This window comes from Massilia oculi (assembly GCF_003143515.1).
Lineage (GTDB): Bacteria > Pseudomonadota > Gammaproteobacteria > Burkholderiales > Burkholderiaceae_D > Telluria > Telluria oculi.
The window spans coordinates 5,382,233-5,403,022 of the sequence record NZ_CP029343.1; the positions used below are offsets into that span (position 1 = coordinate 5,382,233).

Genomic DNA, 20,790 nt, shown 5'->3' on the forward strand with positions numbered 1-20,790 from the left:
TCGCGTCCTTTCAGAAGCCCATCTTGAGATTGCCCTGCAGGCCGTCGCGCACGCGGTCGAGCTTCTTCGCCGCGTCGCCATGGCGCACGAAGTCGCCGCTCACGGTGGTGCGCTTGTCGACCTTGTAGCTGGCGCCGGCGCCGGTGTACAGACCGGTCTCCGACCCGGCCACGCCTCGTTCCTTCTTTTTTTTAGTATAGGCGATGCCGGCCTTGCCGTAGGCCGACAGGCGGTCGCCGGCCGACAGCGAGTATCTGGCGGCGAGGTGGTTGCTGGAACCTTTTTCGCCCAGCGGGATCGAGGCGTCCGCCGGCTTGCCCGGCTCGACCTCGTGCAAACCCTTGTCCGGCAGGTTGACGTAACCGCCCTCGATGGCGACGTTGGGCGCCACCTCGACGCCGCCAGTCAGGCGCGGATCGCGCCGCATGCCGGTGAACACGTGGTCGTTGGGCTGGGCCGCCACGTTACCGCCGTACACGCGCGGATAAGGCTGGTGGCTGCCGGCGAACGGATCGGGCGCAGCGGGTTTGCCGGGTTCGAGCTGGGCCGGCTGGCGCGGCGCCGGGTCGGGCAGCAACTGGGCCAGGGCCCGGGTATGCACCCCGGCGGTCGTCAGCACAACAAGCGTCAATACGAAGGCGCGGGCTTTCATCGGTTTTTCCTCGGTCGGGTCTCGTGCAAGCATAGCGCGTTACAGGGCGCTGTGCTCATGCGCGACGCATGCCTTGGTAAGCAGTTGTTACCGGTATGCGCACACTGACGACGGTGCCGGCCGGAGTGCTGTCGATGTTCAGGACGCCGCCGGCCAGGCGCGCCCGCTCGCGCATGCCGGGAAGGCCCCAGTGTCCTTCGCGCCCGCCGCGGGCCAGGATGTCGGGCGGGATGCCCTGGCCGTCGTCGCTCACCGCCAGGCGCAGGCTGTCGGCGTGGTAGTCGAGCGTCAGCCTGATCCGCGTGGCGCCGGCATGGCGGAAGGCGTTGGACAGCGCTTCGCGGCCGATGGTGAACATCTCGTCCTCGACTTCCGGGTCCAGTTCGCGCACGTTGCCCGCGACTTCCGGGACGAAGGCCGTGCCGGACGACGCCGCCAGTGCGCCGCCGGCGTCTTCCAGCGCCTGCGGCAGGCAGCCGTGGCGCACGCCCGGCACCCGCAGCTGGCGCACCTGCTGGCGGCCTTCCTCGATCACGTCTTCGGCCCGCGTCAGCACGTCCTCGACCTCGGCCCGCATCCCGCTGTCGGCCGGCAGCCTGCCCATCAGCACGTGCATGCGCAGCACCAGCGCCTGCACGCTCTGCAGGAAGGTGTCGTGCAGGGTGCGCGCGATGCGCTCGCGTTCGCGGGTACGCACCAGCATCTTCTCGCGCAGGCGCGCCGCGAGACGCGCCAGGCGCCAGCGATGCAGCAGCCAGGCCGTGCCCAGCAGGAGAATGGCGCAGGCCAGCCGGAACCACAGCGTTTGGGGCCAGGCGGCCTCGATGCGCAGGGCCGCCTGCGCCGGCTGCCGGCTCCAGACGCCATCCTCGTTGGCGGCGCTGACCTCGAACAGGTAGTCTCCCGGCGCCAGGTTCGTATATACCGCCTGGCGCGGCCCGCTGGCCTCGCGCCAGTCCGCATCCTGGCCGGCGAGCCGGTAACGGAAGCGCACCCGTTCCGGCATCGACAGCGCGGTGGCGGTGAAATCGATCTCGAGCCGGGTCGTGCGGGCCGGCAGCACCAGGCCGGGCGCGGGCGCATGACTGCCCTGGTCGGTGCGAATGGCGGTCACCATGACCGTCGGCGCGCGCGGATTGCGCGCAATCCTGGCGGGATCGACGTGGCCCACGATGCTGGATGTGGCGAACCACAGGCGGCCGTCGTCGGCCTGGACCAGCGAAGGCAGGGGCTGCATCTGCGCCGGCATCCCGCGGTGACCGTCCAGGTGGTCGAAGCGCTCGGCCGCGACCGTGGCGTCGGACGCGTCCAGCGCCCGCGTCAGGTCGGCGGCCGTGACGCGCGCCAGGCCGCCGGTGTCGTGCAGCCACAGCTCGCCGTCGGCGCGCTCGACGATGCCGGAGACGCCGCGGAATCCCCGGCCGCCGCGCTCGTCGAGGGTCACGAAGCGCTCGCCGTCGAACCAGGCCAGGCCGCGATCGCCGCCGATCCAGACCCGGGCGCTGCCGGGCACGATCGCCAGCGCATTGCCGACCGCCAGGCCCTGCCGCGGTCCGTAGTGGCGCAGCGCATCCCCGTCGAGGATGGCGATGTGGTTGTCGGTGTAGCCAAACCAGATGCGGCCCTGGCGATCGGTCGCCAGCGTGACCGCGGTCGGACCGGCCAGCGCCGCGCGTCCGTCGCCCTTGCGCCAGGCGCCATCGCGGAAGGTATGCACGCCGTGGCCGATCACCGACACCCACAGCGCGCCGTCGGCGCCGGTCGTCATCGCCTGCACATTGCGTCCCGTCAGTTGCGGGGGCAGCGCCCAGCGCCGGATGGCCCCGTCGCGCACCCGCCACAGGCTGGCATTGTTGCCGAACCAGAGCGTGCCGTCGGGCGCGCGGTGGCTGGCGCTGACGTCCATGACCTCCGTGGCGCGCCGGCTGCCGTCCGGCGCGAGGACGAAGCTGGCGAAATCGAAGGCGCCGGTGCGGTCGGTATTGCCGATCCAGACGGCGCCAGCGTCGCCGGGCGCGACGCTGAGCGCGGGAACGAAGCCCGGCGGCAGCGCGACGGTCGACAGGCGGGCCTGGCGCACCCGGTCGACGCCGTTCGCCGTGGTGAACCACAGATTGCCTTCGCGGTCGTCGAAGGTGGCGTTGAAGATGCCGTCGGTGAAGCCGGCGGCGGTCGAGAGCTGGCGCACCAGCTTGCCTTTGCCGTCGAGCAGCTGCACCGCATCGCCGGTGGAGACCCACAAGCCGCCGCGCGCATCGCCTTCGTAGCCGAGCAGCGGCGCGCCTCCATTGTGCAGGATCAGCGGCGCCGTCGCGCCGCTGGCGGGATCGAACAGCCGCAGGCCGGGGGCCCGGGTCTTGATCACGATCTTGCCGTCGGGACGGAGGTAGCCGCTTCCCAGCTGCGGCTGGTCGAGCACCTTGATGAAGCGCCGCTCGCCGGCGGCGGAACCGGGCGCGCCGCGGTAGATTCCGTCGGCGCAGTAGACCAGCAGGCTGCCGTCGGCCAGCGCGCTGAAGCCATGCGGCCGGCCGTATGGCAGCCCGGCGGACGGTCCTACCTCAAGCCAGCGCTTGCCTTCGAGCCGGTGCATGCCGGTGCCGCTCGAGGCCCACATGACGCCGTCGGGCGTGCGCCCGAAACGGAAAACCGTGGTGGGCGGCGAATCCTTGCCGACGTAGTGATGGACGGCGCCGCGCTCGAAGCGGCTGATGTCGCCGAACTGGTAGCTGACCCAGATGGCGTCGCCATCGGCGGCCACGGCCATCGTCAGCGGTGAGCGCAGCTTGTGGCCGAAGACCTCGTCGTTGCGCACGAAGCGCGCGCCGTCGAAGCTGTACAGGCCATCGGTGGCGGCGAACCACAGCATGCCGGCGGCATCCTGGGTAATCGAATACACCGCGGACGGGGCGCCGTCCTCGCGCGTCCATGAGGTGTGCTGCAGGTCGCCGGTCCAGGGCGGCAGCGGGGCGGCGCCGGCCCGGACGCACAGGGCGAGGGCCAGGATGGCAAACAGGAGGCAATGCGGGAGGCGTGCACATGGCAGGCGCATGGGAGGTTTTCCGTGTAACTGGTTATTGTTGGTTGGACGGATTCTTGCCCAAAACTCCCCTGCGCGGCAAGTCGCCGCAGCGGACATGGGCCTTGCGCCGCGACAAGTGCGGCGCGCGCCTGCGGCGTACATTGTTGTATGCACTGAAGAAATAATGCACCAAGACGAGAGGACGCCATGACCACGCCGCCCGCCGACCGCGTTCCCGGGTTCTCCATGCTGTCACGGCTGAAAATCGGCCCCAAGCTGCTGCTCGCCCCCGGCGCCGTGCTGGCGCTGCTGCTCCTGCTGTCCTGGGTGGCGTATTACGCGATGGTGCGCCAGAACGGTTCGCTCGAATCGATCGTCGGCCAGCGCGCGGCCAGCATGGGCGCCGCCAGCAGCCTGGCGGCGCAGTCGCAGAAAGCGCACGCCGACATCTATCGCCTGCTGAGCTGGATGGGCGGCAGCTTCCCGGTGGCGCGCACCGAGCCGCTGCGCCAGGACATCCTGGCCCAGCACCGGCGCATCGCGGCCGGCCTGGAGACCCTGGGCAGGATGACCCTGACCGAGGCCGAGGACCGCCACGTGGAGCAGGCCGCCGCGGCCCAGCTGCGCTACGCCGAGGCGGTGCGCGAGGTGATCGAGCTGGCGCCGCTGGACGGCTCGATCAGCGCCAACGCCATGCAGAAGGCCGAAAGCGCGTTCGCGCTGGTGGCGCAGCGCCTGGCCGACCTGGGCGTGCTCGAAGAAGCGCTGTCGCGCGAGGCCTCCAGCAGCGCCAAGGCCGACTTTCGCATGATCTCGGTCCTGATGCCGGCGGTCGTGCTGCTGGCGATCGCGCTGTCGCTGGCGATCACCTTCGCGGTGCGCCGCATCCTGCTGGCCGAGATCCGCGGCATCGGGCGGGCCGCCAGCGGCCTGGCCAGCGGCGACCTGACGCTGCGAGCGCATCTCGACCACGACTACGGCGGCGACGAGATCGCCGACACCTCGCGCCAGCTGGATGCCAGCATCCGCAACCTGAACGGCACCCTGCGTTCGATCCTGGAATCGGCGCGCCTGATCGGCGCCGCCTCGCGCGACATCAAGCTGGGCAGCCTGAGCCTGGGCAGCCGCGCCGTGTTCCGCGCCAGCGCGCTGGCGCATACCGAAGGCGCGCTGCGCGAGCTGGCGGCCGACGTCAGGCTGGGCGCCGACCAGGCGCGCGCCGCCAACCGCCTGGCCGCCGGCGCCGGCGAGGTGGCGCACGAAGGCAGCGACGTGGTCGAACGGCTGGTGGCGACGCTCGAGGGCAGCCGCCGCGGCGCGCAGCGGGTGGTGGAGATCGTCGAGGGGCTGGAGCTGGCGGCGAGCGAGACCGGCACGCTGGCCCTGAACGCGGCGCTGGATGCGGCGCGCACACAGATGGACGCCGGCATGGATGCCGGTGCGCAGTCGCCGGCGATGGCCGAGGTGGCCGGCGAGGTGCGGGCGCTGGCGCGCCGGGTGGCCGCCGCCAGCCGCGAGATCCGCGCCGTGGCGGCGCAGTCGCTGGCCGAGATCGACGGCGGCGCGGCCTGGGCCCTGCACGCGGGCAGCAGCATGGAGCGCATCGCCGGCACGGTGCGCGAGGTGGAAGACCTGGCGGGGCGCATCGGCGCCGCCGGCGAAGGCCAGGCCACGCACCTGGCCGACGTGGGCCAGGCGATCGTGCAGATGGACCAGGTGACGCGCCAGAACTGCACGCTGGTGGAAGAAGCGGCGAGCGCGGCGCGCACCCTGCAGATGCAGGCGCTGGCGCTGTCGCGCACGGTGGCGGGGTTCAGGCTGGAAGAAGAGGGCGCGCAAGCGGCGGCCCCGCAGGCGGAGGACGCGGGCCGCAAAGACGACGGCGGCGTTCCCTTGTCAAAACCATTTGATCCGGCGCGCGAACGCCGCGGGGCCAACAGGGAACGCCGCCGTCACCAGGCGTCGCACTTGCGGCTCGCCTCGAGCCGCAAGTGACGGGTTCGGTCAACCCGGGCGATTACTCGTAATCGCTGATCGGCGCGCAGCCGCAGAACAGGTTGCGGTCGCCGTACACGTTGTCGGCGCGGCCGACCGGCGGCCAGTACTTCTTCTTGCGCAGGCCGGCGACCGGGAAGGCCGCCACTTCACGGGTGTAGCCGTGCTGCCAATCGTCGGAAGTCACGACTTCGGCGGTGTGCGGCGCGCCCTTGAGCGGGTTGTCCATGCGGTCGTACTCGCCGCGCTCGACCTTGACGATCTCGGCGTGGATGGTGATCATCGCCTCGATGAAGCGGTCGATCTCGGCCTTCGATTCCGACTCGGTCGGCTCGATCATCAGGGTGCCCGGCACCGGGAAGCTCATGGTCGGGGCGTGGAAGCCGAAGTCCATCAGGCGCTTGGCGACGTCCTCGTTGCTGATGCCGGTCTTGTCCTGCAGCGGGCGCAGGTCGATGATGCACTCGTGGGCGACCAGGCCGTCGTGGCCCGCGTACAGCACCGGGTAGTGCGGCGCCAGGCGGCGCGCGATGTAGTTGGCGTTCAGGATCGCCACTTCGGTCGCGCTGGTCAGGCCTTCGGCGCCCATCATCGCGATGTACATCCACGAGATCGGCAGGATCGAGGCCGAGCCGAAGGCGGCGGCGCTGACGGCGCCGATGCCGTTCTCGTCGCGCACATAACCGGTCGACAGCTGGTTCGGCAGGAACTTCGCCAGGTGGGCGCCGACGCCGATCGGGCCGACGCCGGGGCCGCCGCCGCCGTGCGGGATGCAGAAGGTCTTGTGCAGGTTCAGGTGGCTGACGTCGCCGCCGAAGGCGCCCGGCGCGGCCAGGCCGACCAGCGCGTTCATGTTGGCGCCGTCGACGTAGACCTGGCCGCCATGCAGGTGCACGATCTCGCACAATTCCTTGATGCCTTCCTCGAATACGCCGTGGGTCGAGGGGTAGGTGACCATCACGCAGGCCAGGTCCTTGCTGTACTGCTCGGCCTTGGCCTTCAGGTCGGCCAGGTCGACGTTGCCGTTGTCGTCGCAGGCGGTGACCACGACCTTCATGCCGACCATGCTGGCCGAGGCCGGGTTGGTGCCGTGCGCCGAGGATGGGATCAGGCACACGTTGCGATGGCCTTCGCCGCGCGATTCATGGTACTTCTGGATCACCAGCAGGCCCGCGTACTCGCCCTGCGAGCCGGCGTTCGGCTGCAGCGAGATGGCGGCGTAGCCGGTGGCGGCGCACAGCATGGCTTCCAGCTGGGCGATCATCTCGCGATAGCCGATGGTCTGCTCGTTCGGCGCTAGCGGGTGGACGTTCGAGAACTCGGGCCAGGTGACCGGTACCATCTCGGCGGTGGCGTTGAGCTTCATGGTGCACGAGCCGAGCGGGATCATGGTGCGGTCCAGCGCCAGGTCCTTGTCGGCCAGCGCGCGCAGGTAGCGCAGCATCTCGTGCTCGGCGTGGTAGCGGTTGAAGGTCGGGTGGGTCAGGTAGGCGCTGGTGCGGGCCAGCGCGGCCGGGAAGGCGTCGGCGACGCCGGCGTCGAGCTGGTCGAGGTCCACGCTGTTGCCATTTCCACTGCCATTGCCGAACACGGCGAACAGGTTCGCCAGGTCGTCGCGGGTGACGGTTTCGTCGAGCGAGACGCCGACGGTGGCGGCGTCGATCTGGCGCAGGTTCAGGCCGCGCGCATTGGCTTGCTGGTGGATCGCGTTCGCATCCTGCACGCGCACGGTGACGGTGTCGAAGAAGGTCTTGTTGGCCAGCTCGAAGCCCAGCTGCTGGAGGCCGGCGGCCAGGATCGTGGTCTGGCGGTGCACGCGGCGCGCGATGCGGGCCAGGCCCTGCGGGCCGTGGTAGACCGCGTACATGCCGGCCATCACGGCCAGCAGCACCTGGGCGGTGCAGATGTTCGAGGTCGCCTTTTCGCGGCGGATGTGCTGTTCGCGGGTCTGCAGGGCCAGGCGGTAGGCCGGGTTGCCCTGGGCGTCGATGGTGACGCCGACCAGGCGGCCCGACATGCTGCGCTTGAATTCGTCGCGGGTGGCCAGGTAGCCGGCGTGCGGGCCGCCGAAACCGAGCGGCACGCCGAAGCGCTGGCTGTTGCCGACCACGACGTCGGCGCCCCATTCGCCCGGCGGGGTCAGGACGGTCAGGGCCAGCAGGTCGGCGGCCACGATCACCATCGCGCCTGCCGCATGCAGGTGCTCGACGGCGGCGCGGTAGTCGCGCACCTCGCCATCGACGCCCGGGTATTGCAGCAGCACGCCGAAGCAGGTTTCCTCGAGTTTTTCGATGTCGGCCGGTGCGATGGTGCGCACTTCGACGCCGATCGGTTCGGCGCGGGTCTCGATGATCTCGCGGGTCTGCGGCAGCACGTCGTCGGCGACGTAGAACACTTTCGAGGCCGACTTGCCGACGCGCTGGATCAGCGTCATCGCTTCGGCGGCGGCGGTGCCTTCGTCCAGCATCGACGAGTTGGCGATGCCCATGCCGGTCAGGTCGGTGATCGCCTGCTGGAAGTTCAGGATGGCTTCCAGGCGGCCTTGCGAGATCTCGGGCTGGTAAGGGGTGTAGGCGGTGTACCAGGCCGGGTTTTCGAAGATGTTGCGCAGGATGACTTTCGGCGTGTGGGTGCCGTAGTAGCCCTGGCCGATCAGCGATTTCAGGACCTTGTTCTTCGACGCCAGGCTTTTCAGCAGCGCCAGTGCTTCTTCTTCGGTACGCGGCTCGGCGAACTGGCCCAGGTCCAGCTTGTCCTTGCGGCGGATGTTGGCCGGGACCACGGCGTCGATCAGGGCGGCGCGGGTGGCGTAGCCGAGGGTCGACAGCATGGCTGCCTGTTCGGATTCGGACGGGCCGATGTGGCGCGGGATGAACGAATCGCGTGCTTCAAGTTGGGTGAGGCTGGAGCGGGTCATGATAGAAAGGAGTCTGGCGCCAATGCTGGCTGGATCAAGGAGGGGTGCACAGGGAGGTGCGCCCGGGGACGGGCGCACCTTGGACCATCAGTGGTCGGTGGTCTTGCCGTAGGCGTCGGCGTCGAGCAGCTTGTCGTATGCGGCGGCGTCGCTCGGGCCAGCTTGAACAGCCAGGCGCCGTAGGCATCCTGGTTGATCGAGTCGGGGGCGTCGGCGACCGCCTGGTTGACGGCGGTGACGGTGCCCGCGACCGGCGCGTAGATGTCGCTGGCGGCCTTGACCGATTCCACCACGGCGGCATCCATGCCCGCGGTGAATTCCTTGCCGACCTGCGGCAGTTCGACGAACACGATGTCGCCCAGCGCGTCCTGCGCGTATTCGGTGATGCCCACGGTCAGGCTGCCGTCTTCTTCGCGGCGCACCCATTCATGGGATTCGGTGTATTTCAGGTCGGTAGGGATGTTCATGGAAACTCCTGGGGATGGTGGGGTTATCAGTATAGGTGTTTGTTATCCGGCGCGGCGACTCAGGCGGCCAGCACTTTGCCGTTGCGCACGAACGGAAGCTTGACCACGCTGGCGGCCAGGCGCTTGTCGCGAATGATCACGTGCACGGTGTCGCCAACGGCGACGTCCATCGGCACGCGCGCCAGGGCGATCGCCTGCTGCATGGATGGGCTGAAGGTGCCGCTGGTGATCTCGCCCTCGTTACCCGATGCGGCCACGACTTTCTGGTGGGCGCGCAGGATGCCGCCTTTCTCGCGCAGGATCAGGCCGACGAACTGGGCGCCCTGGCCCTTGGCCTGCAGCGCGGCCTTGCCGATGAAGTCGCGCTCGGACACCAGGTCGATGGTCCAGGCCAGGCCGGCGTCGAGCGGATTGGTCGTTTCGTCCATGTCCTGGCCGTACAGGTTCATGCCGGCTTCCAGGCGCAGGGTGTCGCGCGCCCCGAGGCCGGCCGGCTTGACGCCGGCGGCGAGCAGGGCGTTCCACAGGGCTTCGGCCTGGCTCGCGGGCACGCCGATCTCGAAGCCGTCTTCGCCGGTGTAGCCGGTGCGGGCGACCATGGCTTCGCCGAAGGCGGTGTCGCCGACGATGGCGGCGTTGAAGGGCTTGATGTTTTCGGTTGCGGACCTGGTAGTCGGCAGCACCTGCCACAGCTTGGCGCGGGCGTTCGGGCCCTGGACGGCGATGAGGGCGATCGGGTCGTTGCCGTCGCGGCGCTGGATGATGCTCACGCCGCTGTTGGTGGCGGCATTCTGCGCGTTCATCCAGGCCACGTCCTTGTCGGCGGTGCCGGCGTTGACGACGATGCGGAACCAGTCCTCGGAGAAGAAATAGACGATCAGGTCGTCGATGACGCCGCCTTGCGGATCGAGCATGCACGAGTACAGGGCCTTGCCCGGCACTTGCAGCTTGTCGACGTTATTGGCCAGCAGGCCGCGCAGAAAGGAGCGGGTGTTGGCACCCTTGACGTCCACGACGCACATGTGGGACACGTCGAACATGCCCGCATCCAGGCGCACCGCGTTGTGCTCTTCGATCTGGGAGCCGTAGTTGACGGGCATATCCCAGCCGCCGAAGTCGACCATCTTGGCGCCAAGGGCACGGTGAGCGGAATTGAGCGGGGTCGCTTTGAGCGTCATGGAATCCTCGGGCATGAATAGGGTGTCGGCACGATCGTCGTGCGCTATCGACCCCTCTGTCCTTGGTACCTGAGAGATAGCGGCCGGCGCCGCTTGCCCCTTCGGTGGGCCGCATCGCGGCCGCTCTCCAGAGTTGACCGGCCGCGCCGTGCGCCGCCGTCCCTTGACCGGTCCTTTTGCCTGAGAGTTTATGGGTGAGTGCCCCTTCGGCGGCAGCGTCGCTGCGCTCTCCCGATCAAGACTGCGGAGGATATGCCAGCCCGCCAACCCTGTCAACCACACAAGCCCCGCATTGAATTGCCTCCCCCCCCAACCCATCAATTGGGGTCAGAGTAGAATTCTTTGACAACTTTTTAAGTTGCTCGTTAATTCTACTCCGACCCTCATTAATTCCAGGCTCCCGAGAAACAAAAAGCGTGCATCAGGAGAACTGTTTGACGCCCAGAATCAATCGCCGATTTTGGTAGCGCTAAACGACCCAATATCAATTAGGGTCAAAGTCGAATTGTTTGACAACTTTGAGGAATTGCCCAATAAATCTACACTGACCCTCATTATAAAATTGCTGGAAAGTATTGCTGCGCACTATTGGTGCAGGGCAGTCAGGCTGTTTGTCGTGATTTGCTACACTTGTTCCACTTACTTTGTAGGCGGGAATGGACTGTGAACGAAGAAAAAAATTTGCAGGAGAAAGAGGGTTGGTACACGCTGTCGGGCGACGTCAACAGCGATATGGTGCACCGGATGTTCGAGGCGGTGGCGGCGATGACCGAGGACGGGATCGATACCGCCCACGTGCTGCTGCAGTCGAATGGCGGCTATGTCAGCGACGGCTTGTGCCTGTATAACTTCATGGCCAGCTCGCCCATCAAGTTTGTGATGTACAACGCCGGGGCGGTAGCATCGATCGCGGTGGTGCTCTACCTGGCCGGCTCGCGCCGCTATGCCAGCGAGACCGCGCGCTTCATGATCCACAAGTCGCATGCGACCGCTTCTCCCGGTTCGCGGCCGGATGCGCTCAACATCATCGTCGAAGGCCTGCGCGCCGACGATGCGCGCACCGAGGCCATCCTGCGCAAGGAAATCGAACTCGCGCCCGAGCAGTGGAGCGTGCACCAGTACGGCGACCTGCACTTGACCGCGCGCGATGCCAAGAAGGCGAAGATGATCCACGAGGTGCTGGACTTCGCGCCGCCGAAAGGCGCCATCCTGCGCAATATCTGAACCGGGGGTAATCGCCGGCCGGGGCGTCGGCGGCCGGCGGCGCTCCGGCCAGAAGGTGTTTCGTCATTGCTGAAAGGTAAGAATATGGCAGAATAGGGGCTTGCCTCACTTCGCCGAACCGTCATGGCCACCCCATCCGCCCAGAACTCTGCCGCGCGCAAGGCCGCATCCGCCCAGCAGGCGGCGCTGGCCGAGCTGGTCGACATCGCGCGCAGCCATGCCGAGTCCGGCCTGGCGGACATGGCGCGGCGCATGGTGTCCGCGCTGCTCGACCTGACCGCGGCCGGGCTCGACCCCGCCACCGTCATGCGGCGCGTAAAATCGGGCAATCTCCTCAAGGACAACGGCTACGCCTTCACCCACCTGGCGACGAGCGAGATCGAAGCGGCGCTGCGCCGGGAAGTCGCGGGCCTGCTCCCGCACGCCGCCGGCGCCCCGGATGCGGCTCCAGCCACGGCGGCCGAACTGAGCCTGGTCCCGCTGGAGCAGATCGACCAGCAGATGGCGCTGGGCGCCGTCAGCCGGCCCTTCGACCTGCAGCATTCCGAGGGCCTGGCCACGCTGGGCGTGCGCCTCGGCCTGCTGCTAGGGCGCGACCTGGTGCGCGCCGCGCACAACCCCTTCCGTCCCGACGTTTTCCTGGCCGCCGTGGACGCTGCCTGGCGCCAGTTCGAGCCCGATCCCGAGGCCCACGGCCTGTTGGCGCCGCTGCTGCGCCCCGGCCTGATGTTCGACCTGGGGCCGTTGTATCAAGCCCTGATCGAGGCCTTGATCGAGAAGCTCAAGGCACGCAAGGGCGGCAACGCCGACACCCGCTTCAGCAAGACCGACGACCGGGCGTCGCGCCAGGCCGAGCGCGCCCGGCGCGATGCCGCGCTGGCCCAGCAGCTGCGCCAGCTGTTCGACCCGGCGCTGGCTGTCGACGAGATCCCGAACCTGCCGCAGGGCAGCGGCGGCTGGCGTCCGAGCGCGGCGTCCGGCTTCGCTGTGGCGCCGTTGGCGCCGCCCGTGCCTGCAGCGGGCGCCGTTCCCTGCAGCGCTGCCGCCGGCGCGAGCGCCCCTCCGGCTCAGGTCTGCGCGCCGGGTGGCGCCGGCAGCGCCGCACCGCCGGCGCCGTCCGCGCAGCCCCTGATCGATCTGCTGGCCCGCGCTGGCGCCGCGGCCCCGGACGCGGCCCCCGGCATCCCCGTCCTTCCGGGCCTGCGCGCCAGCTTGCCGCAGGGCGCCCTGTCGCGCGCCGACGAAACGACGCTCGACCTGCTGTCGCGCGTGTTCGGCAGTGTGCTGCAGGACGACGGCGTCGCCCCCGAGACGCGCGAACTGATCGGTCACCTGCAACTGCCGGTCCTGCGCACCGCGCTGCGCGACCGCAGCTTCTTCTTCCAGGAGAGCCATCCGGCGCGTCGCCTGCTCGACCTGCTGTCGCAGGCCGGCTGGGAACGCTCCCTGGACGCGGACGACCCGGTCTACCGCGCCATGCGCCGCAGCGTCGAGCGCGTGCGCGGCCAGGTCGATCCGGAGTTCGATGCGGCCGTGGCCGACCTCGAAGCCGGCCTGGCCGCGCGCGATCATATGGAAGAGGCGGCGATGGCGGCGCCCATCGCCCAGGCCATGCGCAGCGAAAAGCGCGCCGCCGCCGAGCGTTCGGCCCGGCGCGCGGTGGCGCTGCGCCTCACCGGAGAGCAGTTGATCCCGGCCGTCTCGGGATTTCTCGAAGGCCGCTGGAGCGCCGCGCTGGCGCTGGCCTACACGATCGAGGACAGCCGTCCCGGCGCCGTCGACAATGCCACGCGCACGATGGAAGACCTGATCTGGAGCGTCAAGCCGAAGGCGACCCAGGAGCAGAGGAAGGCCCTGATCGCGCGCCTGCCGGCGCTGCTGGCAAGCCTGAACAACTGGCTCGACGCCACCCGCTGGCAGGATGCCGAACGCCTGCAGTTCTTCGCCGAGCTGGCCGAATGCCACGCGTCGATCGTGCGCGCGCCGATCGAGCTGCTGCCCGAACGCCAGCTCGAACTGGCGCTCGAGGCTGCGCAGCAGGATGCGCTGCGCCGGGTCGCCCGGGAACAGGAAGAAGAGCGGGAACAGGCCCGGATCCAGGCCGAGGAAGCGCAGGCCGCCGCAAGCGATCCGGCCGCCGCCCTGCTTGCCGGCCTGGAGCGCGGCATGCGCCTCGAGCTGAGCGAGGCGCACATCGTGCGCCGGGTGCGCCTGGCCTGGGTCAGCCCGCTGCGCACGCTGTACATCTTCTCGGGCGCCGGGCGCCAGGAAGCGTTTTCGCTGCCGGCCGCGCGCCTGGCCGAGCTGCTGCGCGAAGGCGCGATGCGTGTGGTGGCGGCCGAGGGCGTGGTCGGCCGCATCCTGAGCGCGGCGGTCAGGCCCATGCCGGCAATGGTATGATGCGCGCTTTACCTCTACCGTCATAGCCGAGCCACGTGCGCCTCTCTTCCATCAAATTGTCGGGATTTAAGTCGTTCGTCGATCCCACCAATTTCCAGGTGCCGGGTCAGCTGGTCGGCGTGGTCGGTCCCAACGGCTGCGGCAAATCCAATATCATCGACGCGGTGCGCTGGGTGTTGGGCGAGTCGAAAGCCTCCGAACTGCGCGGCGAGTCGATGCAGGACGTGATCTTCAACGGCTCCACCCACCGCAAGAGCGCCGGCCGCGCCTCGGTCGAACTGGTGTTCGACAACAGCGCCGGCAAGGCCGCCGGCCAGTGGGGCCAGTACGCAGAGATCGCGGTCAAGCGCACGCTCACGCGCGACGGCACGTCCACTTATTACATCAACGGCCAGCCGGTGCGCCGGCGCGACATCCAGGACATCTTCCTCGGCACCGGTCTCGGTCCGCGCGCCTACGCCATCATCGGCCAGGGCATGATCGCGCGCATCATCGAATCGCGTCCGGAAGAACTGCGGGTCTTCCTCGAGGAAGCGGCCGGCGTCTCGAAATACAAGGAACGGCGCCGCGAGACCGAGAACCGCCTGTCGGACACGCGCGAGAACCTGTTGCGGGTCGAGGACATCCTGCGTGAACTCAACGCCAACCTCGAAAAACTGGAAGCCCAGGCGGCGGTGGCGAATCGCTTCCGCCAACTGCAGGCCGACCAGGAAGAAAAGCAGAAGCTGCTCTGGTTGATGCGCAAGAACGAGGCCAAGGCCGAACAGGTGAAATTCTTCCGCGAGATGGAAGAGGCGCAAACGGCCCTGGAAGCGCAGACCGCCAAGCTGCGCAGCGTCGAGGTCGATCTCGAACACCTGCGCCAGGCCCACTTCGCCGCCGGCGACCGCCTGCACACGGCGCAGGGCGCCCTGTACCAGATCAATTCCGAGATCGGCAGCCTGGAGGCGCAGATCAAGTTCGTGGTCGAGTCGCGCACCCGCCTGCAGAACCAGATCGTCACGCTCACCGCCCAGCGCGATCAATGGCTGGCGCAGGAGCAGGAGCAGCGCGAGGGCCAGGAAGAGGCGGAGATGCAGCTCGAGGAACTGGCCGCGCGCGCCGAAGGCGCCCAGATCGCGGTCGAGGTCCACAATGAGCGCCTGCCCGAGCTGGAAGCGGCCTGGCGCGCCGGCCAGGAACGCGCGACCGCCTCGCGCGCGCGCATCATGCAGGTCCAGCAGCGCATCGAGCTGGCCTCGGCCCACGGCCGCAACGCCGCCGGCATCCTGAACAACCTGGCGGCGCGGCGCGAACGGCTGCAGCAGGAGCGCAATGGCCTCAACCTGCCCGACAGCGCGACCCTCGACAACCTGCGCCTGCAGCTGGAAGAAAGGCAGATGGCGCTGGAAGAACAGACCATGTTGTTGGAGGAGGCGACCGGCCGGCAGGAAGCGGTCGAACTCGAACGCAAGGAGGCGCACGCCCAGGTGCAGCATGAAACCGCCGCCAACGCCCAGCTGGAGGCGCGCCTGAACGCGCTGCGCCAGATGCAGGAGCGCGTGCAGACCCAGGGCAAGGTCCGGCCCTGGCTCGAGAAGCACGAGCTGGCCGGCTTGCCGCGCCTGTGGCAAAAGCTGGACGTGGAAGAGGGCTGGGAGACCGCGCTCGAGGCCGTCCTGCGCGAGCGCTCCGGCGCCCTCGAAGTGTCGAACATCGACTGGGCCAAGGCCTTCGTGCTTGACGCACCACCGGCCCGCCTGGCGCTGTACGCGCCGCAGGCGGGCGCTCATCCGGCGCCACCCGACGGTTTCAAGCCATTTTCGAGCCTGCTGCGCGTGAACGACGCCGGCGTGCGCGGCGTGCTCGAAGACTGGCTGCATGGGGTGTATGTCGCCCACGACGCGGCCCAGGCCTTCGCCGAGCGCGCGCGCTTGCCGCAGGGCGCCGCCTTCGTTACCCGCGAGGGCCACCTGGTGACCCGTTCCAGCGTGCGCTTCCACGCGCCGGACGCCGAGCAGGACGGCATGCTGGCGCGCCAGCACGAGATCGAGAATACGGCCAAGCAGCTCAAGGCGCAGGCCTTGCTGGCCGACGAGGCGCGCGCGCGCGCGGTCCGCGCGGATGCCGCCGTCACCGACCTGGCGCGCCGGCTGCAGGATGCCCGCGGCCGCGTGGCCACCTTGCAGCGCGAGGGACATGCGCTGCAGATCGAGGTGCTCAAGCAGAGCGAGATCGAGGCCCGCTTCAACCAGCGCAGCGGCCAGATCGCGGACGACCTGTCCGAGATCGCGGCCCAGGAAGCCGAGCAACGCCAGGCCCAGCTTGACGCCGAACAGGAATTCGAACAGCTCGACCTGGAACTGGCCGAGCTGCAGGAAGCGCACGAAGCGGGCCAGACCGCCTTCCTCGAACAGGAGCAGGCGCTTGGCCGCGCGCGCGAGCACCTGCGCGAGCTGGAACGCAGCGCGCAAGAGGCGCAGTTCGCCGAACGCGCCCAGCGCAGCCGCATCGAGGAACTGCGACGCACGATGGCGACCGCCGCCACCCAGGCCGAACAGGTCGGCGCCAGCCTGGCCCAGGCGCGCCTGGAACTGGAAGCCCTGGAAAGCGGCACCGCGCACGAAGGCCTGCAAGAGCTGCTCGAGCGCCGCACGAAACAGGAAGTGGCGCTGTCCGACGCCCGCCACGAGCTGGACCAAGTCGCCCAGCAACTGCGCGCGGCCGAAGAGGCGCGCATGGGGTCCGAGCGCAGCCTGCAGCCGCAGCGCGACCGCATCACCGAGATGCAATTGAAGGAACAGGCCGCGCGCCTGAACCAGGAGCAGTTCGCCGAGGCGCTGGCCGCCACCGGCGCCGACGAGGCGGCACTGAGCGAAAAGCTCGATCCGGAACTGAAGCCCCAGTACCTGCAGGGCGAAGTCACGCGGCTGACGAATGCCATCAACGGCCTGGGCGCGGTCAACCTGGCGGCGGTCGACGAGCTGGCCCAGGCCACCGAGCGCAAGCGCTTCCTGGATTCGCAGAACGCCGACCTGAACGAAGCCATTACCACGCTCGAAGACGCGATCGGCCGCATCGACCGCGAGACGCGCGACCTGCTGCAGGACACCTTCGACCGCGTCAACGGCCACTTCTCCGAACTGTTCCCGATCCTGTTCGGCGGCGGCAACGCCAGGCTGGTGATGACGGGCGACGAGATCCTGGACGCCGGCGTGCAGGTCATGGCCCAGCCGCCGGGCAAGAAGAACGCCACCATCCACCTGCTGTCGGGCGGCGAGAAGGCGCTGACCGCGACCGCCCTGGTGTTCTCGATGTTCCGCCTGAACCCGGCGCCATTCTGCCTGCTGGACGAGGTCGACGCGCCGCTGGACGACGCCAATACCGAACGCTTCTGCCGCATGGTCAAGCGCATGTCCGAGCACACTCAGTTCCTGTTCATCTCGCATAACAAGATCGCGATGGAGATGGCCAGCCAGCTGATCGGGGTGACGATGCAGGAGCAGGGCGTCTCGCGCATCGTCGCGGTGGACATGGAGTCGGCCGCCGACCTGGCGGCCGCCTGAGCGGACGCTGGCTACCCGGTTCGCCATGCTACACTGGCTCGGCTGTGCCGGGGCCTGTTCCACCGTATGAATGCTTGCAATGACCGATCACTCCCGACTTCCCCAGTTTCCCGCCATTTCACCAGCATTGGAGCAGGGTGTGCGGTTGATCGGCGCGTCGCCGGCGCCGATGTTCATCGTGCGCGCCGACGGCGGCATGATCGCGGCCAATGTGGCGTATACCGCGCTGCTGAACGGCGCGCCGGCCGCAATTGCCGGCGCATGGATGCCGCCCGCGGCGCTTCCGCCCGGCGCCAGCGGGCTGGCCGCCCGTATCCTCGACGGCAGCCTGGCCCAGGCCAGCACCGAGGTGGAGCTGGCGACGCGCGTCCAGTTGGCCCTGTCGCCGGTATGCGAGCCCGATGGCGCCATCGTCGGCGTGCTGGGCGTCGCCGCGGCGGCCCCGCAGCAGGGCGACCAGGCGGCGCGCGAACTGGGGCGCCTGATCGAACTCAGTCCGGTCGGCGTGGTGCGCTACACGCTGGACGGCGACATCCTCGATTGCAACGACGCTTTTCTCTCCATGCTGGGGCTTGGCCGGAACGACCTGCGCGCCGGCCTGTCGTGGCGCGCGCTGACGCCGCCACAATGGCGAGAGGTCGACGATGCCGGCCTGGCGCGCTTGCGGGAGGACGGGGTCATGCCGCTGATCGAAAAGGAATTCCTGCACCGCGACGGCCGCTGCATCCCGGTGCTGGTCGGCGCCGGCAACCTGCTGGCCGACCGCCGCCAGGGCTTCGCGGTGGTGGTCGACATCTCGGCCACGCGTGCCGCCGAGCGCGCGCTGGCGGAGAGCGAAGCACGCTTTCGTGCGATCACGAACGCGATGCCGCAAATGGTCTGGTCAACTCTCCCCGACGGCTTCCACGACTACTACAACGACCAGTGGTACGCCTTCACCGGCGTGCCGTACGGGTCGACCGACGGCGAAGGCTGGAACGGCATGTTCCATCCGGACGATCAGGAGGTCGCCTGGGCCAGGTGGAGTCATTCCCTGGTCACCGGCGAACCCTACGAAATCGAATACCGGCTGCGCCACCGCGACGGGGGCTATCGCTGGGTGCTGGGCCGCGCCCTGCCGGTACGCGACGCGCATGGGGGCATCCAGCGCTGGATGGGCACCTGCACCGACATCCATGAGCACAAGCTGACCGAGGACGCGCTGCGCGAGGCCGACCAGCGCAAGGACGAATTCCTCGCCATGCTGGGTCACGAGCTGCGCAACCCGCTGGCGCCGATCCGCAGCGCGGCGGCGCTGCTGCCGCTGGCCAAGGCCGATCCGGCGCGGGTCGAGCACATCGGGCGCGTGATCGCGCGCCAGTCCACCCACATGACCGGCCTGATCGACGACCTGCTGGACGTGTCGCGCGTGACGCGTGGCCTGATCGCGCTGGTGCAGGAAGACGTGGCGGCGCGCCTGCTGGTCGACGAGGCCGTCGAACAGGCGCGCCCGCTGGTCGAGGCGCGCGCGCATGCGCTCGCGATCGTCGACCATGCGGACGGCGCCTGCGTCCATGGTGATCGCAAGCGCCTGGTCCAGGTCATCGCCAACCTGCTGGCCAATGCCGCCAAGTACACGCCGCCGGGCGGGAGTATCGTCGTCACGCTGGTGCAGGTGGACAAGATGGTCGAGATCGCGGTCGGCGACAATGGGATCGGCATGGCGCCCGACCTGGTCGACAGCGTCTTCGAGCTGTTCCGCCAGGGCCAGCGCACGCCCGACCGGGCGCAGGGCGGGCTGGGCATCGGACTGGCGCTGGTAAAGAAACTGGTGCACCTGCACGGCGGCTGGGTGCGCGCGTCGAGCGCGGGCGAGGGACTGGGCAGCGAGGTCATGGTGGCCTTGCCCGCCTGCGAGCCGGCTTGAGAGCCGGGTTGAAAGCCGGGTTGAAAGCCTATCCATGGCATCCGGGCGGGGAGTTGGTATGATGGCACGAGTTTTCGTGGGGAGCGCCCGCACGGATGGCATTTCGATCGAATCAACCTTCGCGCACGACAGCAGGATCCGGCGTCCGGCGCGAATTTCGCTATTGAGGCACACGCAGCATGACTGATTTCCAAATGAGCCTGATCGCAGCCGGCGGCGTTTTCGTCGTCGGCGTCATCACCTACAACAAGTGGCAGGAATACAAGGCCAGGAAGAGCGTCGAACGCGCCTTCGCCTCCGACCACGACGACGTCCTGATGCGCGACGGCGAGCACGCCCCGGCCGTGGACCGCCACGAGCCGGTGCTTGAGTCCGACCTTAAGGCGGACCTTAAAGCCGACCTCAAGGCCGACCGGCACGACAACGCGCCGGTGGTCGCCAAGGAACCCGTGCTCGACGCCGACGCCTTCGTGCCGGCCGACGTCAAGCCCGAGCCGCTGCTGGACACGCCGACGCCGGCCATCGCGCCGGCCCCGGCGGCGCCGTCAGCGCCGGTCGCGCCGACCGCCAGCGCTCCCGCCACCACCTACCGCGCCCCCGGCGCCAGCGCCGCCCAGGATGCGGTGGCCGCCTCGCTGCCGGGTACCCGTCCCGGCATGCCGCCGGCCGAACTGGCAGAATGCCTGGTCGATCCGCTGATCGACTGCCTGATTCCCCTCTCGCTCGAAACGCCTGTCCGCGGCGACAAGATCCTGCCGACCCTGCAAACGCTGCGCCGCGTCGGCAACAAGCCGATCCACTACATCGGCTTCGCCGTCAGCGGCGACTGGGAACCGATCGTGCATGGCGGCGTGTACACCAAGCTGCAAGCAGGCGTGCAGATGGCGACCCGCACCACGGCGCTGAACGAACTCGAATACTCCGAGCTGGTCACCCGCCTGCGCGCGGTGGCCGACGAGATCGGGGCCGAGCCGGAAGTGCCGGACATGATCGAGGTGATGGCCGAGGCGCGCATCCTGCACCGCTTCGTGGCCGGCCACGACGCCCAGCTCGGCGTGAACCTGGCCGCGAATGGCGCGCCGTGGGCGATGTCGACGCTGATCGGCGCTCTCGAGAACGCGGGTTTCGACGTGCGTCCGGACGGCCGCTTCGCGATGCCCGACAAGGAAAGCGCGGGCGGCGGCGTGCTGTTCACGCTGTCGACCAACGTCACCCTGGGCGCCGACACCACCTCGCGCCTGACCCTGCTGCTGGACGTGCCGTGCGTCGCCCCGGCCCGCGACGGCTTCGGCCGCATGGTCGAAACGGCGCGCGGCCTGACGCAGCGCCTGGACGCGACCATCGTCGACGATTTCGACCAGCCGCTGGTGGATGAGGCGCTGGATGAGATCAAGGCCCAGGTGGGCGAGTTCTACCAGGAGATGGACGCGGCCGACATTCCGGCCGGCTCGACCCGCGCGCTGCGCCTGTTCAGCTGAGGACGT

At 69.0% G+C, this 20,790-nt stretch carries 10 protein-coding genes, 1 pseudogene and 2 riboswitches; of the genes and pseudogenes, 6 read left to right on the forward strand and 5 right to left on the reverse strand.

Annotated elements, in window-relative coordinates; translation table 11 throughout:
- Positions 1-10: 10 nt before the first annotated feature.
- Both DIR46_RS24195 and DIR46_RS24200 read right to left on the reverse strand, forming a co-directional pair.
- Positions 11-652 carry an outer membrane beta-barrel protein gene (locus DIR46_RS24195; RefSeq protein WP_162819621.1) on the reverse strand — a complete coding sequence of 214 codons (642 nt, stop codon included), beginning with the start codon at positions 650-652 and terminating at the stop codon, positions 11-13.
- Positions 653-707: 55 nt separating this feature from the next.
- Positions 708-3,704 (reverse strand): sensor histidine kinase, encoded by a 2,997-nt coding sequence (locus DIR46_RS24200; RefSeq protein WP_109347513.1) that lies wholly within the window; start codon positions 3,702-3,704, stop codon positions 708-710.
- A gap of 177 nt (positions 3,705-3,881) precedes the next feature.
- Here DIR46_RS24200 and DIR46_RS24205 point away from each other — a divergent pair, with 177 nt between their 5' ends.
- Complete coding sequence (locus tag DIR46_RS24205; protein WP_229446390.1) at positions 3,882-5,669, forward strand: methyl-accepting chemotaxis protein; 1,788 nt, start codon at positions 3,882-3,884, stop codon at positions 5,667-5,669.
- A gap of 22 nt (positions 5,670-5,691) precedes the next feature.
- Here the strand turns inward: DIR46_RS24205 and gcvP are convergent, their stop codons facing one another.
- The 3 genes and pseudogenes from gcvP to gcvT all read right to left on the reverse strand — a co-directional run bounded on the left by gcvP (position 5,692) and on the right by gcvT (position 10,231).
- Positions 5,692-8,586: an aminomethyl-transferring glycine dehydrogenase gene (gcvP, locus tag DIR46_RS24210; RefSeq protein WP_109347514.1), complete on the reverse strand. Its 2,895-nt coding sequence runs from the start codon at positions 8,584-8,586 to the stop codon at positions 5,692-5,694.
- 87 nt (positions 8,587-8,673) lie between these two features.
- Positions 8,674-9,053: pseudogene (gcvH, locus tag DIR46_RS24215) on the reverse strand (glycine cleavage system protein GcvH).
- 59 nt (positions 9,054-9,112) lie between these two features.
- The gene (gcvT, locus tag DIR46_RS24220; protein WP_109347515.1) at positions 9,113-10,231 is read right to left on the reverse strand and encodes a glycine cleavage system aminomethyltransferase GcvT; all 1,119 of its coding nucleotides are present in this window, start codon (positions 10,229-10,231) and stop codon (positions 9,113-9,115) included.
- A 46-nt stretch (positions 10,232-10,277) separates the two neighbouring features.
- Positions 10,278-10,372: riboswitch (glycine riboswitch) on the reverse strand.
- A 17-nt stretch (positions 10,373-10,389) separates the two neighbouring features.
- Positions 10,390-10,475: riboswitch (glycine riboswitch) on the reverse strand.
- A gap of 419 nt (positions 10,476-10,894) precedes the next feature.
- On the opposite strand from gcvT, the gene DIR46_RS24225 reads away from it, so the two are divergent.
- The 5 genes from DIR46_RS24225 (at position 10,895) to DIR46_RS24245 (ending at position 20,784) form a co-directional block, all read left to right on the forward strand.
- Positions 10,895-11,455, forward strand: a complete 561-nt coding sequence (locus DIR46_RS24225; protein WP_109347516.1) for an ATP-dependent Clp protease proteolytic subunit — start codon at positions 10,895-10,897, stop codon at positions 11,453-11,455.
- A 123-nt stretch (positions 11,456-11,578) separates the two neighbouring features.
- On the forward strand, positions 11,579-13,855 hold the full coding sequence (locus DIR46_RS24230; protein WP_109347517.1) for a DUF1631 family protein: 2,277 nt from the start codon (positions 11,579-11,581) through the stop codon (positions 13,853-13,855).
- A 35-nt stretch (positions 13,856-13,890) separates the two neighbouring features.
- The gene (gene smc / locus DIR46_RS24235) at positions 13,891-17,400 is read left to right on the forward strand and encodes a chromosome segregation protein SMC (protein ID WP_109347518.1); all 3,510 of its coding nucleotides are present in this window, start codon (positions 13,891-13,893) and stop codon (positions 17,398-17,400) included.
- A 139-nt stretch (positions 17,401-17,539) separates the two neighbouring features.
- Positions 17,540-19,306 (forward strand): sensor histidine kinase, encoded by a 1,767-nt coding sequence (locus DIR46_RS24240; RefSeq protein ID WP_162819622.1) that lies wholly within the window; start codon positions 17,540-17,542, stop codon positions 19,304-19,306.
- A gap of 179 nt (positions 19,307-19,485) precedes the next feature.
- Positions 19,486-20,784, forward strand: a complete 1,299-nt coding sequence (locus DIR46_RS24245; protein ID WP_109347520.1) for a cell division protein ZipA C-terminal FtsZ-binding domain-containing protein — start codon at positions 19,486-19,488, stop codon at positions 20,782-20,784.
- The last annotated feature ends 6 nt before the right edge of the window (positions 20,785-20,790 follow it).

What these genes read in the sequence shown, in the direction of transcription:
- gcvP (WP_109347514.1), bottom strand. Translation starts at nt 8,586, where the DNA reads ATGACCCGCTCCAGCCTCACCCAACTTGAAGCACGCGATTCGTTCATC.
- DIR46_RS24195 (WP_162819621.1), bottom strand. Translation starts at nt 652, where the DNA reads ATGAAAGCCCGCGCCTTCGTATTGACGCTTGTTGTGCTGACGACCGCC.
- DIR46_RS24205 (WP_229446390.1), top strand. Translation starts at nt 3,882, where the DNA reads ATGACCACGCCGCCCGCCGACCGCGTTCCCGGGTTCTCCATGCTGTCA.
- gcvT (WP_109347515.1), bottom strand. Translation starts at nt 10,231, where the DNA reads ATGACGCTCAAAGCGACCCCGCTCAATTCCGCTCACCGTGCCCTTGGC.
- DIR46_RS24230 (WP_109347517.1), top strand. Translation starts at nt 11,579, where the DNA reads ATGGCCACCCCATCCGCCCAGAACTCTGCCGCGCGCAAGGCCGCATCC.
- DIR46_RS24200 (WP_109347513.1), bottom strand. Translation starts at nt 3,704, where the DNA reads ATGCGCCTGCCATGTGCACGCCTCCCGCATTGCCTCCTGTTTGCCATC.
- DIR46_RS24245 (WP_109347520.1), top strand. Translation starts at nt 19,486, where the DNA reads ATGACTGATTTCCAAATGAGCCTGATCGCAGCCGGCGGCGTTTTCGTC.